Below are 17,928 nucleotides of genomic sequence, written 5' to 3' on the forward strand. Positions count from 1 at the left end.
CATGTTCAACAAAGGACAACTCGCCGGCCTCATGAAGCAGGCCCAGGCCATGCAGGACAACCTGAAAAAGGCACAGGATGAACTGGCCTTCGTCGAAGTCACGGGCGAGTCCGGCGCCGGACTGGTCAAGGTGCTCATGACCTGCAAGCACGATGTCAAACGCATCACCATCGACCCCAGCCTGCTGACCGACGACAAGGACATGCTCGAAGACCTCGTGGCCGCAGCGTTCAACGCCGCCGTGCGCAAGGCCGAAGAAACCTCCGCCGAGAAGATGGGCAAGATCACCGCCGGCATGCCGGGCCTGCCAGGCGGCATGAAGTTTCCTTTCTGATTGCCGCGGCACGCGCGCATGGCCGAAACCCATTCCCTTGAACATCTGGTTCAGGCCCTGCGCCGCTTGCCGGGTGTCGGCGTCAAGTCGGCCCAGCGCATGGCGTTTCATTTGCTGCAACACGACCGCGAAGGCGCCTTGCATCTGGCCCGTGCGCTGGAGCACGCCGCCGCTTCCGTGCAGCACTGCGCGCTGTGCCACACCTTCACCGAAGAAGCCATCTGCCACACCTGCCAGGACCCAAGGCGCGACCGCAGCCAGCTGTGTGTGGTGGAGACGCCAGCCGACCAGGCTGCCATGGAGCGCACGGGCGCCTACAAGGGCCTGTTCTTCGTGCTGATGGGCAAGCTCAGCCCGCTGGATGGGGTGGGGCCGCACGACATTGGCTTGCAGAAGCTCTTCGACCGCATCGACGCACCGGCCCAGGCACCGACCGGCGTGTCCGAGGTGCGTGAGGTGATCCTGGCGACCAACTTCACCGCCGAGGGCGAAACCACCGCGCACGTGATTGCCCAGGCCCTCAAGGGGCGTGGGGTACATGTCACGCGGCTGGCGCGTGGCGTGCCCGTGGGCAGCGAGCTGGAATACGTGGACCTGGGCACCATTGCCCACGCGCTGGTGGACCGGCGCTGAGCGCATCGACTCAATTTTCCTGAAAGAACCATCCCATGAAATTGGCGGGATTGACCGTGGCCTATTGGTGCGTGCTCGTGGCGTCGGTGTTGCCGATCCTGTGCGCGGGTCTGGCCAAGTGGGGCATGTTGGCCACACCCAGGCGCCAGGGCGGCTTTGACAACCACCACCCGCGTCAATGGCTCGCGAAGCAGACCGATTGGCGGGCCCGCGCCAACGCAGCGCAGGCCAACAGCTTTGAAGCGCTGCCGTTTTTCATGGGGGCGGTGATCATTGCCCACCAGCTCGGTGCCTCGCAACTTCGGCTGGATGTGCTGGCTTTCCTCTTCATCGTGCTGCGCCTGCTCTACGTCATGATGTACGTGGCCGACCTGGCCACCGTGCGCAGTTTGGTGTGGGGGCTGGCCTTCGTGGTGAACGTCGCGATCCTGTTCGCCTGAGCACGCGGCCGCACTGGCGCCGCGGTTACATCAGCTTGCAAAAAACATCCTGAAAACGCTCGGTACAAACCCGCTCGGGAATGGTCCCGATGCGGGCGACCAGTCGGCCCCCTAATCTCTGTGTATTCATAAAGCAATACAGAGAGGACATGGGGGCATGCTCAAGCGCAGAGATTGGGGTCGAGTGGTGGCTGCAGCGACATTGGCTGCGGGCATGCCGGAGTTGCGCGCGCAATTGGTCGTGCCGCCCGCCGCACCCTTGCCGCGCAATGCCCCCAAGCTGGTGATCGCGGTGGACAACCGCACCGACTTCTCCTGCCTGCCCCTGACCATTGCCGACCGGTTGGGGTACTTTGCCAGCGAAGGTGTGGACGTGGAGGTGCGGGACTTCGCGGAAGCGTCACAAGCCATGCAGGCCTTGCTCTCGGGCGCGGTCCATGCGCTGTCGGCGCCTTACAGCAGCACCATCGCCTGGCAGGTGCGCGGCCAAACCTTGCAGTCGTTTGTGCTGCAGGGTCGCACGCCACAGATCGTGGTGGGTGTGTCGACCAAGACGTTCGCACACTACCGCCAGTTGTCCGATCTCAGGGGCAAGCGGGTGGGGGTGCAGGCCATCGGATCTTCCGCGCACCGTGTGGCGCGTGCTGTGCTCAGCCGCGGCGGCTTGCGGTCTGACGACGTGCAGTTTGTGCCCATTCCAAATGCCTGGGCGGCGATCTCGGCATTTCGAAATGGCGCTCTGGACGCCATCAGCTACACCGACCCGACGGTGACGCAACTGGAGCAGGCGGGTGAGTTGAAGGTGGTGGCCGACACACGCAGCGTGCGCGGCAATGCCGATGTGTTCGGCGGGCCGATGCCGTCATCCTGTCTGTGCGCCACCAGCGGATTTCTCACACAGTTTCCGCGCGCCAGCCAGTCCATGGCGGACGCGATGGTGCATGCACTCAAATGGCTCCAGACGGCGGGGCCATCCGACATCATCAAGGTGGTGCCGGAGCGCTACTTTCAGGGGGACCGTTCGCTCTACCTCGCGGCGTTCAACCGGGCGCGTGAGTCCTGGTCGCCCGACGGCCTGATGCCCGACGAGGGGCCGGAGATCGCGGCGCGCCTGGTGGCCCAGTTCGATGAGCCCGGGTCGATGGACCGCTTTGATCTGCCGAACACGTACACCAACGTGTTCGCCCGCAAGGCCAAGGCCCGTTTCAAGGCCTGAGGCTCACCGGATCAGGGCCTCTTGTCGGCCTTGGCGCTGGAGGCCAGGCGCGTCTTGGCGCTGCTCGATGCAACCGATTTGGTGGTCTTTTTCTTGACCACCACGTTGGCCTTTGTCTTGGTGGGCTGGCTCGCGCTCTTGGCGACCCTGCGGGTACCACTGGCCGCTGCCTTCTTCGCGGGGGTGCCGCCAGAGGCCGCCAGTGAGATCCGCTTGGGCAGCATCAGCTTCACTTGCTGACCCGGCTTGAGGGCGGCATTGACAGCCAGGTTGTTCCAGCCGGCCACGCTGACCGCACTCACGCCGTAACGCTGCGCCAGGCGTGCCAGGGTGTCACCCTTGCGCGCCTTGACCACCGAACGCCACAAGACCACGTCAGGCTGCAGGCTGAGCTGGCCGTTGTCGGCCACGTGCAGGGGCACGTCGCTGTTGCGCTGCCCGGTGCGCGGCACCAGCAGGCTGGAGCCGGCGCGCACACTCATGCTGGGCGGGATGTTGTTGACGTCGCGCAATTCGGATTCGCTCATGCCCACGCGCGAGGCGGCTTGCGCCACCGTCATGGTGGTGGGCACGACCCAGGCGGTCCAGCTGGCCAGCGGGCCGTTGTGCGATTGCAGCTTGGTCTGAAAGATCACCGCGTTGTCCCAGGGCAGCAAGATGTTGGGCGTGCCGGCGGCCATCACCACCGGCTGCTTGAGCGAGGGGTTGAGCGCGCGGAAATCGGCCTCGCTCACTTCGGCCAGGCGAGCGATCACGGCCACGTCGATGTCGCGATCAAGCGTGACGGTGTCGAAGAACGGGTGGTTGCCGATCAGGGGCAGGGTGGTGTTGAACGCCTGCGGCCGGGCCATGATGTTTTTTACCGCCTGCAGCTTGGGCACGTAAGTGCGCGTCTCCAGCGGCATGTTGATGTCCAGGTAGCCGGTGGGCATCCCCAGGCGCTTGTTTTGGGTGATGGCGCGGTTCACGTTGCCCTGACCCCAGTTGTAGGCGGCCAGCGCCAGGTGCCAGTCGCCGAAGCGGCCGTGCAGCTGCTGGAGGTAGTCGAGCGCGGCGCGGGTGGAGGCCAGCACGTCGCGACGGTCGTCGCGGAAGACGTTTTGCTTGAGGTCGAACGACTGCCCGGTGGCCGGCATGAACTGCCACATGCCCGCGGCGCGCGCGCTGGACACCGCCTGGGGGTTGAACGCGCTTTCAATGAAGGGCAGCAGAGCCAGCTCCATCGGCATGTTGCGGCGCTCGATCTCTTCGACGATGTGGAACAGGTAGCGGCTGGAGCGCTCGGTCATGCGCTGGATGTAGTCTGGCCGGGTGGCGTACCAGCGTTCCTGGTCGCGCACCAGATCGTTGTCCAGGTCCGTCATGGCAAAACCGCGGCGGATGCGTTCCCACAGGTCCGCGGGTGCGGCGAGCAGGGTCACGGGCGGCACGCTGGTGCTGGCCACGCCGATGTCGCTCAGCGGGATGTCGCCCGGCAAACGGTACGAGGGAAGGCGGGGCGCGGTGCTCGCGCGGTTGCTGGCCGGGTCGGTGGCCGAAGGCGTCGGGGTGCTGTTGCCCTTGTCGACCGTGGCGCAGCCTGAAAGAAAGAGACCGGCTGCCAGGGCGGCAGTGCTCCACCAGCGGCGGTGGCGAGAGGGCGAAGGTGTGGGGGCGGGCAAGGCGAAAGCGTGCGTCATTTGAAATTGTTTTTCCAGGTCCGTAGCGTGGCGAAGACCGACACGGCGTCGGTGGTGGTGGCCGGCTCGTGGGCTTGGGCCGATCGCACCACGGCCGCCTCTGCGGTGCGCAGGAACGGGTTGATGCTGTTTTCCACTCCGATGGAGCTGGGCAAGGTGGGAAAGTTCTGGGCGCGTTGTTGCTGGCATTTCGCAACGTAAGCGGCGAGGGCGCCATTGTCGGGCTCGATGGCCTGGGCGAACTTCAGGTTGGACAGCGTGTACTCGTGGGTGCAGCACACGCGTGTGTCGGCGGGCAGGGCCGCCAGCCGAGTCAGGGAGTCGAGCATCTGCGCGGGCGTGCCTTCAAACAGACGGCCGCAACCGCCCGAGAACAGCGTGTCCCCGCAGAAGAGCAGCGGCGTGCCTTCGGCCTCGGCGGCATAAAAGGCAATGTGGCCGGCGGTGTGGCCCGGCACTTCGATCACCTCGAAGCGCAGGCCGAGCACATTCACGTGTTCACCAGCGCTCACGCGCTGCAGGGGTTCGGGCATGGGCTCAAAGGCCGGGCCGATCACGTGTGCGCCGGTGGCCTCGCGCAACGCTGCCACGCCGCCGGTGTGGTCGGCGTGGTGGTGGGTAATCAGGATGGTGTCGAGTTTCAGACCATGTTGCTTCAGCCAGGCCAGCACGCCATCAGACTCGCCGGGATCGACCACCAGCGCGCGCTGACCGTCGTGGAGGATCCAGATGTAGTTGTCGCTGAAGGCCGGCAGGGGGAACAGTTTCATGGGGTCGGGGCGTGCGTCGATGCGGTGGGGACGTGTAGAGTCCGGGGGGGCTTTCGCAGTGGTTTGCAGTGTCGCAGACTTCGGCTGTTTCATCGCCCCTCCCACGCCACCCATGACCGAAAATTTGACAGGGTTGACCGAATGGTTTCAGACCCCGCCTGGCCAGTATTTGCTGGGCTGGGAGCAGACGCAATTCGACCTGGCGGTGGCCGATCTTTTTGGCTACAACGCCATGCAGTTGGGGCTGCCCGAACTGCACACCTTGAAGACCAACCGCATGCCGCACCGCTGGCTGGCACTGCCCGAAGAACTCCAGTCCCTGGTTGCACAGCATGCACGAGCGGGTGACTCGAACGAGCAGCCCGGGCGCATGCGGGTTGCGCTGATCACCGATGCGGCAGCCCTGCCGTTTCCCGCAGCCAGCCTCGATCTGGTGGTGTTGCCGCACACGCTGGAACTCAGCGCCGACCCGCACCAGGTGCTGCGCGAAGTGGAGCGCGTGCTGGTGCCCGAGGGTCGGGTGGTGATCTCCGGCTTCAACCCGGGCAGCCTGTGGGGTTTGCGCCAGGGCCGGGCCCGCCTGAGCGGGCGACTGGGCGTGCTGGGAAGGCCCGATCTCTTTCTGCCGGATGCGGGTGAATTCATCGGTCCGTGGCGCCTGCGGGACTGGCTGCGTCTGCTGAGTTTTGAAGTAGAGTCGGACCGCTTCGGCTGCTACCGCCCGGCGATGAAAACCGACAAGTGGTTGCAGCGTACCGCCTGGATGGACCGGGCCGGTGCACGCTGGTGGCCCATTTTTGGCGCGGTGTATTTCGTGGTGGCGGTCAAGCGTGTGCGCGGCATGCGCCTGCTGGGGCCGGCCTGGAAGCCCCGGCGCGTTGCGACGCCCGCGCCCGTGCCGGTGGCCAACCGGCGCTGAGTCGTGTTGTGCGGCCATCCACTTCCATTTTTTTCAGGAGTTTGACGTTTGAACCATGTGGTGATCTACACCGACGGTGCCTGCAAGGGCAACCCGGGGCCTGGTGGCTGGGGCGTGTATCTGCGCTCGGAAGGGTTCGAGAAGGAATTGTGGGGCGGCGAGCGTGACACCACCAACAACCGCATGGAACTGACTGCGGTGATCGAGGCGCTGGCCGCGCTCAAGCGCCCCTGCCGCGTGTCGCTCTATCTCGACAGCGAATATGTGCGCAAGGGCATCACCGAATGGATTCACGGCTGGAAGCGCAAGGGCTGGATCACCGCGGCCAAGCAGCCGGTGAAAAACGCCGAGCTCTGGCAGCGGCTGGACGCCCTGGTGCATGGCGGCATCCACCAGATCGAATGGCACTGGGTGAAGGGCCACGCGGGCGATCCGGGCAACGAACGGGCCGACTCACTGGCCAACCGCGGCGTTCCCGCCTGATTGGCACCCGAAGAGGTCGGGGGGCGTTGGGAACTTCACACCTGCATGGCGCTCTGCACTGATACATTGCGAGGATCGTGAGCATGCAATCGATCAAGCTCTCAAAGCATGCACCGTTACCGGGCATTCCCTGACCGAACTTTCACAGAAAAGACCATGGCCAAGAAAGCGATTTACGTTGTGGTGGCGGTCGCGGGCATCGCCCTGGCCTCGGGCGCAGCATGGTGGTTGCAAAACCGCGCTGGCTCCGGCGGCGCGACAGCCTCCCCTGCGGCGGCGCCCGCCGGTGCGTCCAACGCGAGCCCTCAGGGTGCACCTGGCGTGGAGGTGGCCAAGGTCAAGGCCGTCCAGTTGCAGGACGATGCCCAGGCCGTCGGCACGCTGCGCTCACGCCAGAGCGTCACGCTCAAGCCCGAGGTCAGCGGCCGTGTGGCGCGCATTGCATTTGCCGATGGCGCCCAGGTCAAGACTGGTCAGTTGCTGGTGCAGCTCGATGACACGCTCCAGCGCGCCGAACTCAGCCAGGCGCAGGCCCAGCAATCGATCGCACGCGCCAACCTCAAGCGCAACCAGGAGCTGGTGTCGCAGGGCTTCGTGGCCACGCGTGTGGTTGAAGAAAGCCAGGCCAACCTCCAAGTGGCCGATGCGCAGGTGGCCCTGGCAGACGCGCGCCTGAAACGCATGCGCATCACAGCGCCTTTCAACGGCACGGTGGGCCTGCGCAGCATCAACCTCGGCCAGTACGTGGGCGATGGTGACGACCTTGTGAATCTGGAGGACACCTCGGTCCTTACCGTGGACTTTCGCCTGCCCGAGCGTTACCAGACGCGGCTGGCGCCGGGGCAGCCGGTACAGGTGCAGCTTGATGCCTTGCCCGGGCGCAGCTTTGACGCCAAGGTGCTGGCGGTGGACCCGCTGCTGGACGCCAACGGACGTTCAATCGCGGTTCGCGCCGTGATGCCTCCCACCGGCGGAAACGTGTTGCGCCCCGGCATGTTTGCCCGGGTGCTGACCGTCTTCTCGGTGAACGACGCCGCGCTGGTCGTGCCCGAGGAGGCGCTGGTTCCGCAGGCTGGCAAGCAGTACGTGTACCGCCTGGCCCAGGAGGGGGAAGGCGATGCGCGCAAGACGGTATCGCGCCGCGTCGAGGTACAACTGGGTGTTCGACGCGGTGCCGAAGTGCAGGTGACCAGGGGGTTGGCCGTCGGCGACACGGTGGTGGTGGCTGGCCAGCAACGCCTGCAACGGGATGGCATGTCGGTGAAGGTGGTGGACATGAGTCGCGCCGGGGCGCCAGGGGCCGCAAAGCCCGCCGCAGCGCCTCCCGGGGCCGCGGCGGCGGCCGCGCCTGCCAAGCCCTGACTCCATCCTCCAATGAGCGCGTGACACCCCATGCAATTGCCTGAAATTTCGATCCGTCGTCCGGTGTTTGCGACTGTGTTGTCGCTGTTGATTCTGCTGGTGGGCGTTGTCGCATTCAACGGCCTGACGGTGCGCGAGTACCCCAAGATCGACGAGCCCACCGTCACCGTGTCGACCACGTTCGGAGGCGCCTCCAGTGAGGTGATCGAGTCGCAGATCAGCAAGGTGCTCGAAGATTCGCTTGCCGGCATTGAAGGCGTGGACGTGATCACCTCGATCAGTCGCCAGGAGCAGAGCCAGATCACGGTGCGCTTCAAGCTCGAACGCGATCCCGACTCCGCCGCGGCCGATGTGCGCGACAAGGTCAGTCGGGTGCGCCAGCGCCTGCCGCAGGACATCGATGAACCGGTGATCGCCAAGGTGGAGGCCGACGCCCAGCCCGTGATCTTCCTGGCCATGATCTCTGAAACGCACACCCCGCTGGAGCTCAGCGATTTCGCCAACCGCCTGGCCAAGCCCCAGCTGCAGACCGCACCCGGCGCTGCCGACGTGCGCGTGTATGGCGAGCGCAAGTACGCCATGCGGGTCTGGCTCGACCCCGATCGCCTGGCCGCCTACAGCCTGACCGTGCAGGACGTTGAGGACGCGCTGCGCCGGTCCAACCTGGAAGTGCCGGCCGGGCGCATCGAGAGCACCCTGCGCGAGTTCAACGTGACAGCTGCCACCGACCTGCAGACTCCCGCGCAGTTCACCGACGTCGCGCTGCGCACCGTTAACGGGCAGACCATCCGGTTGGGGGACGTCGCCCGTGTGGAACAGGCGCCGCTTGACGAGCGCACCTACATCCGCCTCAACGGCCGCGAGGGCGTGGCACTGGGCGTGATCCGCCAGGCCACGGCCAATCCGCTGGAGCTCTCGGCCGGCGTGCGCGCCATGCTGCCCAAGATCATCAGCGACCTGCCCGCTGGCGTGAGCGTGGAGGTGGCCAACGACAACTCGGTTTTCATCGACCGCTCGATCAGGGCCGTCTACACCACCATCGCCGAAGCAGTGGTGCTGGTCGCGCTGGTGATCTTCGTGTTTCTCCGCACACTGCGTGCATCCATCATCCCGATCGTGACGATTCCCGTCAGCCTGATCGGCTCGTTCGCGCTGATGGCCCTGTTCGGCTTCTCCATCAATACGCTCACCCTGCTGGCACTGGTGCTTGCCATCGGCCTCGTGGTGGACGACTCCATCGTCGTGCTGGAGAACATTTACCGGCACATCGAAGATGGCATGAAGCCGTTCGAGGCCGCGATCAAAGGCGCGCGCGAGATCGGGTTTGCCGTGGTGGCCATGACACTCACGCTGGCTGCGGTGTACGCGCCGCTGGCCTTCACGCCGGGGCGCACCGGACGCCTGTTTGCCGAGTTCGCGCTCGCGCTGGCCGGTGCGGTGGTGGTGTCGGGATTCGTCGCGCTAACGCTCTCCCCCATGATGTGCAGCAAACTGCTGCGGCACAACGCCAACCCCGGCCGCTTCGACCGGGGCATGGAACGGGTGCTGGTGTCCATCACCAACGGCTACGACCGCGTGCTGGCCCTGTCGCTCAAGGCACGATGGCTGGTGGTGGGCGTGATGATCGCCAGTGCCTTGGGCAGCTGGCTGCTGCTCAAGAACACCCGCCAGGAACTCGCGCCTATTGAAGATCGTGGCGTGATCCTCGCCTCCATCAACGGGCCCGACGGTGCCACGCTGGGTTACACGCGGCGCTACGCCGAGACGATCGAACGCATCGGTCAGGAGTACCCCGAGTTCAACAACGTGTTCAGCAACGTGGGCAACCCGTCAGTTGCGCAGGGCAGTGTTTTCCTGCGCGCGAAGCCATGGGAAGAGCGCACGCGCACCACGCAAGACCTGGCGCGAGAAATCGGCCCGCGCATGGCCGCCTTGCCCGGTGTCAGCGCGTTCGCCATCACGCCCCCGTCGCTGGGACAGGGTTTTCGCGAACGTCCGATCAACTACGTGATCGTGACCTCCGACAGCTATCAGAATTTGTCGGCGACGGTGCGCAAGTTTCAGGACGCCCTGGCCAAAAACCCGGGCTTCGTTCAGGTCGACACCGACCTGCGCTTGAACAAGCCCGAGATCCGCATGGACGTGGACCGCGAGCGTGCAGCCGACATGGGCGTGAGCGTGGACGCCATCGCGCGCACTGTGGAGACCATGCTGGGCGGGCGCACGGTCACGCGCTACAAACGCGACGGTGAGCAGTACGACGTGGTGGTGCAAACCGTCTCGGCCAACCGCAGCACGCCCGAAGACATCGATCGCCTGTTCGTGCGGGGCCGCGAAGACGCGATGATCCCGCTGGCCTCACTGGTCAAGGTGTCAGAAGTCGTGGTGCCGCGCGAGCTCAACCACTTCGGCCAGCGCCGCAGCGCTTCCATCACCGCCAACCTGTCGCCAGACTTCGCGCTCGGTGATGCGTTGCTCTTCATGGATCAGACCGCACGCGAGATTCTGCCCCCCGGCTACACCACCGATCTCAATGGCCAGAGCCGAGAGTTCCGCAACTCGTCAGGTTCGCTGGCGATCGTCTTCGTGCTGTCGCTGCTCTTCATTTACCTGGTGCTCGCCGCGCAATTCGAGAGCTTCGTCGATCCCCTCATCATCATGCTCAGCGTGCCCCTCTCGATGCTGGGCGCGCTGGCAGCGCTCAATATCACCGGAGGCACGCTCAACGTGTTCAGCCAGATCGGACTCATCACGCTGGTGGGTCTGATCACGAAACACGGCATCCTGATCGTGGAGTTCGCCAACCAGTTGCGCGAGCAGGGTGTGGACAAGCTGGAAGCGGTGAAGCGCTCGGCGGCCTTGCGTCTGCGCCCGATTCTCATGACCACCGGTGCGATGGTGCTGGGCGCCATCCCACTGGCACTGGCCAGTGGTGCGGGAGCCGAGAGCCGCCAACAGATCGGCTGGGTGATCGTGGGCGGCATGAGCGTGGGCACCTTGCTCACCATTTTTGTCGTGCCCACCATGTATTCGCTGTTGTCTCGCACGAAGTCACACAAACCTGCGCAGCCGGTGACTCGTGAGGACGATCACGCGGAGGCGGTTCCAGTGAAGTGATTCGCTGGCGTGGGGTTTCGTGCCTGCACCTCGCGGGCTCGCGGACGCGGTGCGCTCTGCTCCGCGGCTGTCCCCCGGACCGGCTGCGCCGGTCCTCTCCGTGGTCGCCGATGGCCGGAGCCACCGGAGGAAAAACTCAGACCGCCCCGGAAAACATCATCACATCGACGACATCGCCGACTGCAACGTTGCCCTGTTCGTGGTGCAGAACGATGAGCCCATTGGCCTCAACCATGGAGCTGAGCACGCCCGAACCCTGGTTGCCGGTGATGCGAACGGTGAGCGAGCCGTTGGCCGCTTTGGCGACGATGCCGCGCTGGTACTCGGTGCGACCAGGCTTCTTGCGCAACGGCTCCAGGCTGTGTGCCTGCAGCAGCACCGGCGCCGTGGCTGTGCCGCCCATGAGCCGCTGCAGGGCAGGGCGCACGAAGGCCAGAAAGGTGACCATCACGGCCACCGGGTTACCAGGCAACCCGAACAACACCGATGATTTGCCGCCCTCCGAGATGCGGCCCACCGCCATGGGGCGACCCGGACGCATCGCGATGCGCCAGAACGCCACATCGCCCAGTTGCTTCATCATGGCCTTGGTGTGATCAGCCTCGCCCATGCTCACACCGCCGCTGGTGATGATCGCGTCGGCCTGTGTGGCGGCGGTTCGGAACGCGGCTTCGAGCAGTGCCGGCTCGTCTGGCACCACGCCCATGTCGATCACGTCCACACCCATGCGCTTGAGCAGGCCGAAGACCGTGTAGCGGTTGCTGTCGAACACCGCGCCTTCGCGGATCGGTTCACCCAGCGTCAGGATCTCGTCGCCGGTGGAGAAGTACGCCACCTTGATGCGTCGGAACACGGTCACTTTCGCCAAACCCAGGCTGGCGATCAGGCCCAGCGCGGCGGGTCCAAGTGTCTGACCACAGCGCAACGCAGGCTGGCCGGCCATGAGGTCTTCGCCAAGCAAACGGCGGTTGTCGCCCGCTTTCACCACGCCCGGCGGAATCTCGACCACATCGCCCTCGATCTTCACGAACTCCAGCGGGACCACAGTGTCCAGTGCGGCCGGCATGATGGCGCCGGTCATGATCTTCAGGCACTGGGCGGCGCCCAATGCGCCCGCCCAGGCCTTGCCGGCGAAGGCCGTGCCGGCCACGCGCAGCTTCAATGGCTGGCCGGGCTGAAGCAACTGGCTGTTGAAGGCGAAACCATCCATGGCCGAGTTGTCGTGTGGCGGCACGCTGATGGGCGAGACCACGTCAGCAGCCAGGATCCGGTCCAGCGCCTCGAACACGCTTACCTCTTCGGTGGCCGTCACGGGCTCCACCAGTCGGGCCAGGAAATCGTTGACCCGGTCGGCGCTCAGGGCCTTGGGGTCGTAGCCCTGCAGTTCCGCTGCGATCTGCTCCATCGACTTCATGGGGTCAGCTCTTTTCCAGCGCGTGCAGTTCGGCCAGGGTGTTGGTGTTGTGGAAGGCCCGCGGGTCGTCACCGGGCAGGTTGAACGGCACGATGACGGTCTTGTGCTTGGCTGTCCAGTGGTCGATCTTTCGGCCGCCCGCCTGGGTGAAGACCACCAGGCTTTCCAGCAACTCCACGCGCATCAGGCAGAACACCGGCTGTGGGCGCAGTTGCCCGTCTTCCTCGGGTGCGGCGGCCATGGCGATCTCGGTGCTCTCGTCTTCAAAGGGGTGCGCGAGACGCCGGGCCAGGTCGAAGGGAAACAACGGCGTGTCGCAGGGCACGGTGAGCATGTACGGCGTCTCGCAGCGCTCCAGCCCGGTCATGAAACCCGCCAGTGGGCCGGCGAAGTCGCTCATGGTGTCGGGCCACACCGGCGCACCAAAGGCCTCGTAGGCGGCCAGATTGCGGTTGGCGTTGAGCATGAGCTCACCGATCAAGCCACCTTCCTGCATCTGCAGGCGCAAGACCGTGTGCAGCGCCAGCGGCGTGCCGTTGAAGTTCTGCAGGCCCTTGTCGAGCCCGCCCATGCGGGAGCCGCGGCCACCGGCAAGGACCAGGGCTGTGATTTCGTGGGTGTGGATCATTTTTGTCTAGCCGCCGATGTAGCTCATCTCTACTCGGCGGGTGCCTGTGGATGCGTCAGGTGGCAGGCTGGCGCGCAGTTCGGAGTACCGGTCGCTGCGCCCTTGCCAGATGGAGGCGATGGCGCCAGCCAGTTGTTCGTCGGTGGCACCGCCGCGGATGAGCGGGCGCAGGTCGTGGCCCTGGCTGGCGAACAGGCACAGATAGAGCTGACCCTCGGTGGAGAGGCGAGCGCGGTTGCAGTCGCTGCAGAAGGCCTGCGTCACGCTGCTGATCACGCCGATCTCTCCCGAGCCGTCGGCATAACCCCAACGCTCGGCGGTTTCGCCCGGTGCGGCGGCACCCAGCTGCACCAGTGGCAGCTCGCGGTGGATGCGTTGCACCACGTCCGCGCTGGGCAGCACCTCGTCCATGCGCCAGCCGTTGGTGGCGCCCACGTCCATGTATTCGATGAAGCGCAGCACGATGCCGGTGCCTTTGAAGTGGCGCGCCATCGGCAAAATTTCGTGGTCGTTGGTGCCCCGCTTGACCACCATGTTGACCTTGATCGGCCCCAGGCCCGCGGTCTGTGCGGCCTCGATGCCCTCGAGCACGTCGGCCACGGGAAAGTCCACGTCATTCATGGCGCGGAAGATGGTGTCGTCCAGGCCGTCCAGGCTCACGGTCACGCGCTGCAGACCCGCTGCCTTGAGCGAGGCGGCCTTGCGCTTGAGCAGCGAGCCGTTGGTGGTCAGCGTGATGTCAAGCGGCTGGCCTTCGGTGGTGCGCAGCGCAGCCAGTTGTTCGATCAGGATTTCGAGGTTCTTGCGCAGCAGCGGCTCCCCTCCGGTGAGGCGGATCTTCTGCACGCCGTGTGCCACGAACTGCGTGGCCACGCGGGTGATTTCCTCGAAGGTCAGCAGCGAGCTGTGCGGCAGGTAGGCGTAGTCCTTGTCGAAGATTTCCTTGGGCATGCAGTAGCTGCAGCGGAAATTGCACCGGTCGGTCACGCTGATGCGCAGGTCGCGCAAGGGGCGACCCAGGGCATCACCGAGCAGGCCGGTGGGAGCCACCGGCACGGTGGGGATGCGCGCCACGGTGTTGACGAGGCGCTGATCGATCAGGGGGATGACACGTTCGGACATCCGATCATTATCGATGACACCCCACGGGGTAGCGCAGGGCCAGCGGACTCAACCCGCCCCCACACGCGTGTACTGGTCGGCGTTGCGCTCCAGCCAGCTGATCGAAAGATCACTCGACTGCTGGTTGGGGTGGAAATCAGGCCGGAAATACGCGCGCCAAGGCTTGAGGCTGTTGCTCAGCAAGCCCTCGCGCCCGAGCAAGTGCCGCGCCGCGCTGCGCCAGGTGGACCAGCGCCACAGGGTGCCGTCGCGGTGCAGGTTGAGTGCGGTCTGGCGCAGGGCATCGGTGAGGAAAAACACCGTGACGCGGCGCATCCATTTCACGCGCCAGGCGTGGCTGCCGCCCAAGGCCTGGTAGAGGTCGAACGCGGTGCTTTTGTGCTCGGACTCCTCGGCGCTGTGCCAGAGCCAGAGGTTCTTCAATCGCGTCTCGGTGTGGTTGAACACCTCGGGGTGCGAGAGCATCCATTCGGCGAACAGGGCGGTGAAGTGTTCGTTGGCGGCGGTGATGGCCAGGTGGTGGCGCGGATCGGCACCTGCCAGCACTTTCATGCGCTCTTCGATGCGGGGGCCCCAGGTGTTCACTAACCCGTGCTGTTCGATCTGCGCATTGAACAGCGCGTGAATGCGCCGGTGGGTGGCCTCCTGGCCCACGAAGCCTTGCACCTCGGCTTGCCACGCGGCTTGTTGCTCGGGTGGGAGATCTTTGGCGCCGTTGCGCACGGAATCCAGAAAGAACTGTTCACCCACGGGGAAACTCATCGACAGGGCGTTGAACCACGCCGTGAGGAAGGCGTCGTTGGCGCACCAGTGGCGCGCCACGGGTTGTTCCAGATCGATCAGCAGGCGGCGGACGGTGAGGGCGGTCATGGTGCTCAATCGGGATTGTTCGGGTGAAATGGTACGAATCAGTACCAAGGGTGGTGATGTTGCGCGCCACGTGCCGGTCTGTCAAGGCCGAGCGCCTAAGATCCGTGCTCATGAAGCCGAAGAACACCCCGAGTGCCGAAAATGTGCCGAGCGAACACCGTGCACGCCTGCTGCAGGCCATGGCCCACGTGGCGGCAGCGCAGGGGTTGGCGGCCACCTCCATTGCCGCGGTGGTGGCCGAGGCGGGGGTTTCCAAACGCACGTTCTACGAGCATTTCACTGACAAGGACGCGTGTTTTCTGGAGCTCTACCGCGCTGCCAGCGCGTCGGCTTTGCGCACGCTGCGCGAGTCGGTGCAGCCCGAGCATCCCTGGCAAGACCAGGTGGAGCACGCACTGGGCGCCTACCTCGCGCACCTCGCGGCCGGTCCGCAACTCATCCGCATGTTGTTTGTGGAGATCCACCACCTCGGGCAGGCCGGTGCGACCGTGCGCCGAGAGGTGATGCAGCACCTGGCCGACTACATGCTGGAGACGATCAACGCGCAAGAACCGGTGCTCACACCCACCATGGCGATGGCCGCAGTGGGGGGTATCCACGAGCTCGTGTTGCAAGCCATTGAACGCGGCGAGGCGGCGCAACTGGAGCGGCTCACGCCGAGCACCAGCGCCGTGGTGCGCCTGCTGGCGGGTGAGCCGCCTGCGCTCGCCACGAAGAAAAACGGCCCGCCTAAGCGGGCCGTTTGAGCCATCAGGGGGGCGGATCAGGCCGCCATCGGCAGCAGCGGCACGATCAACAGTGCCACGATGTTGATGATCTTGATCAGCGGGTTCACGGCCGGGCCGGCGGTGTCCTTGTAGGGGTCGCCCACGGTGTCGCCGGTCACGGCGGCCTTGTGCGCCTCGCTGCCCTTGCCGCCGTGGTGGCCGTCTTCAATGTATTTCTTGGCGTTGTCCCAGGCACCGCCGCCGGTGCACATGGAGATGGCCACGAACAGGCCGGTGACGATGGTGCCCATGAGCAGGCCACCCAGCGCCTTGGGACCGAGGAACACACCGACCAGGATCGGCACGACCACCGGCAGCAACGAGGGGATCACCATTTCCTTGATGGCGGCGGTGGTCAGCATGTCGACCGCACGGCCGTACTCGGGCTTGGCCGTGCCTTCCATGATGCCGGGGATCTCCTTGAACTGGCGACGGACCTCGACCACCACCGCACCGGCGGCGCGGCCCACGGCTTCCATGGCCATGGCACCGAACAGGTAGGGAATCATGCCGCCGATGAACAGGCCGACGATGACCATCGGGTCGCTCAGATCGAAGGTGATCTGGTGGCCGTAGGTTTCCAGCTTGTGGGTGTAGTCGGCGAACAGCACCAGCGCGGCCAGACCGGCGGAGCCGATGGCGTAGCCCTTGGTCACGGCCTTGGTGGTGTTGCCCACGGCGTCCAGCGGGTCGGTCACGTCGCGCACGCTGCTGGGCAGCTCGGCCATCTCGGCAATGCCGCCGGCGTTGTCGGTGATGGGGCCGTAGGCGTCCAGTGCGACCACGATGCCGGCCATGCTCAGCATGGCGGTGGCGGCGGTGGCAATGCCGTACAGGCCGGCCAATTGGTACGAGGCCAGGATGCCGACGCAGACGAACAGCACGGGCCAGGCGGTGGAGCGCATGGACACACCCAGGCCGGCAATGATGTTGGTGCCGTGGCCGGTGGTGGAGGCCTGCGCGATGTGCTTGACCGGCGAGTACTGCGTACCGGTGTAGAACTCGGTGATCCAGACCAGCGCGGCGGTGAGCAACAGGCCCACGGCGCAGGCGCCGAACAGGCGCAGCTGACTGCCAGTGGCGGTGATGGCGTTGTCCGGCATGATCCAGGCGGTGACGAACCAGAATGCGATCAACGAGAGCACGCCGGCAATCGCCAGGCCCTTGTAGAGCGCGGGCATCACGTTCTTCATGCCGGGGCTGGCCTTCACGAAGAAGCAGCCGATGATCGACGCGATGATGGACACGCCTCCGAGCACCAACGGGTAGAGCACGGCCTGCATGGGCGCGGCGGCGACCATCAGGGCACCCAGCACCATGGTGGCGATCAGCGTGACCGCGTAGGTTTCGAACAAATCCGCCGCCATGCCGGCGCAATCACCCACGTTGTCGCCCACGTTGTCGGCGATCACCGCTGGATTGCGCGGGTCGTCTTCCGGAATGCCGGCTTCGACCTTGCCCACCAGGTCGGCGCCGACGTCAGCGCCCTTGGTGAAGATGCCGCCACCCAGGCGCGCGAAGATCGAGATCAGCGAAGAGCCGAAGGCAAAACCGATCAGGGGGTTGAGCAACTTGGCGAGGTCTTCGACGGGCGTCAGGTTGCCGTTGCCGACCAGAAACCAGAAGAACCCGGCCACGCCCAGCAGGCCCAGACCCACCACCAGCATGCCGGTGATGGCGCCGCCGCGGAAGGCCACATCGAGTGCCGGGCCAATGCCCCTGGTGGCGGCCTGCGCGGTGCGAACGTTGGCGCGCACCGAGATGTTCATGCCGATGAAGCCACATGCGCCCGAGAGCACCGCGCCCAGCACGAAGCCGATGGCAGTGGTGGCGCCGAGGAAGAATCCGATGAGGATGGTGATGACCACGCCCACGATCGCGATGGTCTTGTATTGCCGGGCCAGGTAGGCTGCCGCGCCGGTTTGAATGGCCTCGGCAATTTCCTGCATGCGGGCATTGCCCGCGTCCTGAGAAAGAATCCAGCTGCGTGACCAGAAACCGTACGCCACGGCCACGAGCCCACAGACCAACACGAATATCAGCGCTGATTGACCAACCATTGAATCGCTCCTCGTTGTTTCGACTTGGAAGGGGCAACGCCTCCGGGGTGCCCCCGCTGCGTTGCTTCCTCGCTGCCGGTTGCGCTGCGTTGCACAGCGTTGAAACAGGGCGAT

The 17,928-nt window shown here is 65.5% G+C and carries 16 protein-coding genes; 9 read left to right on the forward strand and 7 right to left on the reverse strand.

Annotation, left to right across the window (positions count from 1 at the left end; genetic code table 11):
- Position 1: 1 nt before the first annotated feature.
- From IV113_RS22970 to IV113_RS22985, 4 genes are all read left to right on the forward strand, one after another.
- Positions 2 to 334 carry a YbaB/EbfC family nucleoid-associated protein gene (locus tag IV113_RS22970; protein WP_056274724.1) on the forward strand — a complete coding sequence of 111 codons (333 nt, stop codon included), beginning with the start codon at positions 2 to 4 and terminating at the stop codon, positions 332 to 334.
- 18 nt (positions 335 to 352) lie between these two features.
- A complete protein-coding gene (gene recR / locus IV113_RS22975) occupies positions 353 to 967 on the forward strand; it encodes a recombination mediator RecR (protein WP_291090113.1) in 615 nt (204 codons plus the stop codon).
- A gap of 35 nt (positions 968 to 1,002) precedes the next feature.
- Positions 1,003 to 1,407 carry an MAPEG family protein gene (locus tag IV113_RS22980; protein WP_291090116.1) on the forward strand — a complete coding sequence of 135 codons (405 nt, stop codon included), beginning with the start codon at positions 1,003 to 1,005 and terminating at the stop codon, positions 1,405 to 1,407.
- A 157-nt stretch (positions 1,408 to 1,564) separates the two neighbouring features.
- The gene (locus IV113_RS22985) at positions 1,565 to 2,623 is read left to right on the forward strand and encodes an ABC transporter substrate-binding protein (RefSeq protein WP_291090119.1); all 1,059 of its coding nucleotides are present in this window, start codon (positions 1,565 to 1,567) and stop codon (positions 2,621 to 2,623) included.
- An 11-nt stretch (positions 2,624 to 2,634) separates the two neighbouring features.
- Here the strand turns inward: IV113_RS22985 and IV113_RS22990 are convergent, their stop codons facing one another.
- Entirely contained in the window at positions 2,635 to 4,302 is a 1,668-nt protein-coding gene (locus tag IV113_RS22990) for a transglycosylase SLT domain-containing protein (RefSeq protein ID WP_291090122.1), read from the reverse strand.
- Positions 4,299 to 5,072 carry a hydroxyacylglutathione hydrolase gene (gloB, locus tag IV113_RS22995; RefSeq protein ID WP_291090125.1) on the reverse strand — a complete coding sequence of 258 codons (774 nt, stop codon included), beginning with the start codon at positions 5,070 to 5,072 and terminating at the stop codon, positions 4,299 to 4,301. Before gloB ends, IV113_RS22990 begins: the two co-directional genes overlap by 4 nt.
- 112 nt (positions 5,073 to 5,184) lie before the next feature.
- Between gloB and IV113_RS23000 the strand changes: the two genes are divergently transcribed.
- From IV113_RS23000 to IV113_RS23015, 4 genes are all read left to right on the forward strand, one after another.
- A complete protein-coding gene (locus IV113_RS23000; protein ID WP_291090128.1) occupies positions 5,185 to 5,991 on the forward strand; it encodes a class I SAM-dependent methyltransferase in 807 nt (268 codons plus the stop codon).
- A 48-nt stretch (positions 5,992 to 6,039) separates the two neighbouring features.
- Complete coding sequence (gene rnhA, locus IV113_RS23005; RefSeq protein WP_291090131.1) at positions 6,040 to 6,474, forward strand: ribonuclease HI; 435 nt, start codon at positions 6,040 to 6,042, stop codon at positions 6,472 to 6,474.
- A 156-nt stretch (positions 6,475 to 6,630) separates the two neighbouring features.
- The gene (locus IV113_RS23010; protein ID WP_291090134.1) at positions 6,631 to 7,836 is read left to right on the forward strand and encodes an efflux RND transporter periplasmic adaptor subunit; all 1,206 of its coding nucleotides are present in this window, start codon (positions 6,631 to 6,633) and stop codon (positions 7,834 to 7,836) included.
- A gap of 30 nt (positions 7,837 to 7,866) precedes the next feature.
- The gene (locus IV113_RS23015) at positions 7,867 to 10,953 is read left to right on the forward strand and encodes an efflux RND transporter permease subunit (RefSeq protein WP_291090136.1); all 3,087 of its coding nucleotides are present in this window, start codon (positions 7,867 to 7,869) and stop codon (positions 10,951 to 10,953) included.
- Between the two features lie 136 nt (positions 10,954 to 11,089).
- Here the strand turns inward: IV113_RS23015 and glp are convergent, their stop codons facing one another.
- The 4 genes from glp to IV113_RS23035 are packed head-to-tail and all read right to left on the reverse strand — an operon-like array spanning position 11,090 to position 14,987.
- A complete protein-coding gene (glp, locus tag IV113_RS23020; RefSeq protein ID WP_291090139.1) occupies positions 11,090 to 12,367 on the reverse strand; it encodes a gephyrin-like molybdotransferase Glp in 1,278 nt (425 codons plus the stop codon).
- A 4-nt stretch (positions 12,368 to 12,371) separates the two neighbouring features.
- Positions 12,372 to 12,995, reverse strand: a complete 624-nt coding sequence (mobA, locus tag IV113_RS23025; protein ID WP_291090142.1) for a molybdenum cofactor guanylyltransferase MobA — start codon at positions 12,993 to 12,995, stop codon at positions 12,372 to 12,374.
- A 6-nt stretch (positions 12,996 to 13,001) separates the two neighbouring features.
- Entirely contained in the window at positions 13,002 to 14,117 is a 1,116-nt protein-coding gene (gene moaA, locus IV113_RS23030) for a GTP 3',8-cyclase MoaA (protein WP_291090145.1), read from the reverse strand.
- Positions 14,118 to 14,165: 48 nt separating this feature from the next.
- Positions 14,166 to 14,987 carry a metal-dependent hydrolase gene (locus IV113_RS23035; RefSeq protein WP_291090148.1) on the reverse strand — a complete coding sequence of 274 codons (822 nt, stop codon included), beginning with the start codon at positions 14,985 to 14,987 and terminating at the stop codon, positions 14,166 to 14,168.
- Between the two features lie 110 nt (positions 14,988 to 15,097).
- Here IV113_RS23035 and IV113_RS23040 point away from each other — a divergent pair, with 110 nt between their 5' ends.
- A complete protein-coding gene (locus tag IV113_RS23040; protein ID WP_291090150.1) occupies positions 15,098 to 15,733 on the forward strand; it encodes a TetR/AcrR family transcriptional regulator in 636 nt (211 codons plus the stop codon).
- Positions 15,734 to 15,750: 17 nt separating this feature from the next.
- On the opposite strand, the gene IV113_RS23045 is transcribed toward IV113_RS23040, so the two are convergent.
- Entirely contained in the window at positions 15,751 to 17,814 is a 2,064-nt protein-coding gene (locus IV113_RS23045; protein WP_291090151.1) for a sodium-translocating pyrophosphatase, read from the reverse strand.
- Positions 17,815 to 17,928 lie beyond the last annotated feature (114 nt).

This window comes from Hydrogenophaga sp., assembly GCF_018780385.1.
GTDB lineage: Bacteria > Pseudomonadota > Gammaproteobacteria > Burkholderiales > Burkholderiaceae_C > Hydrogenophaga.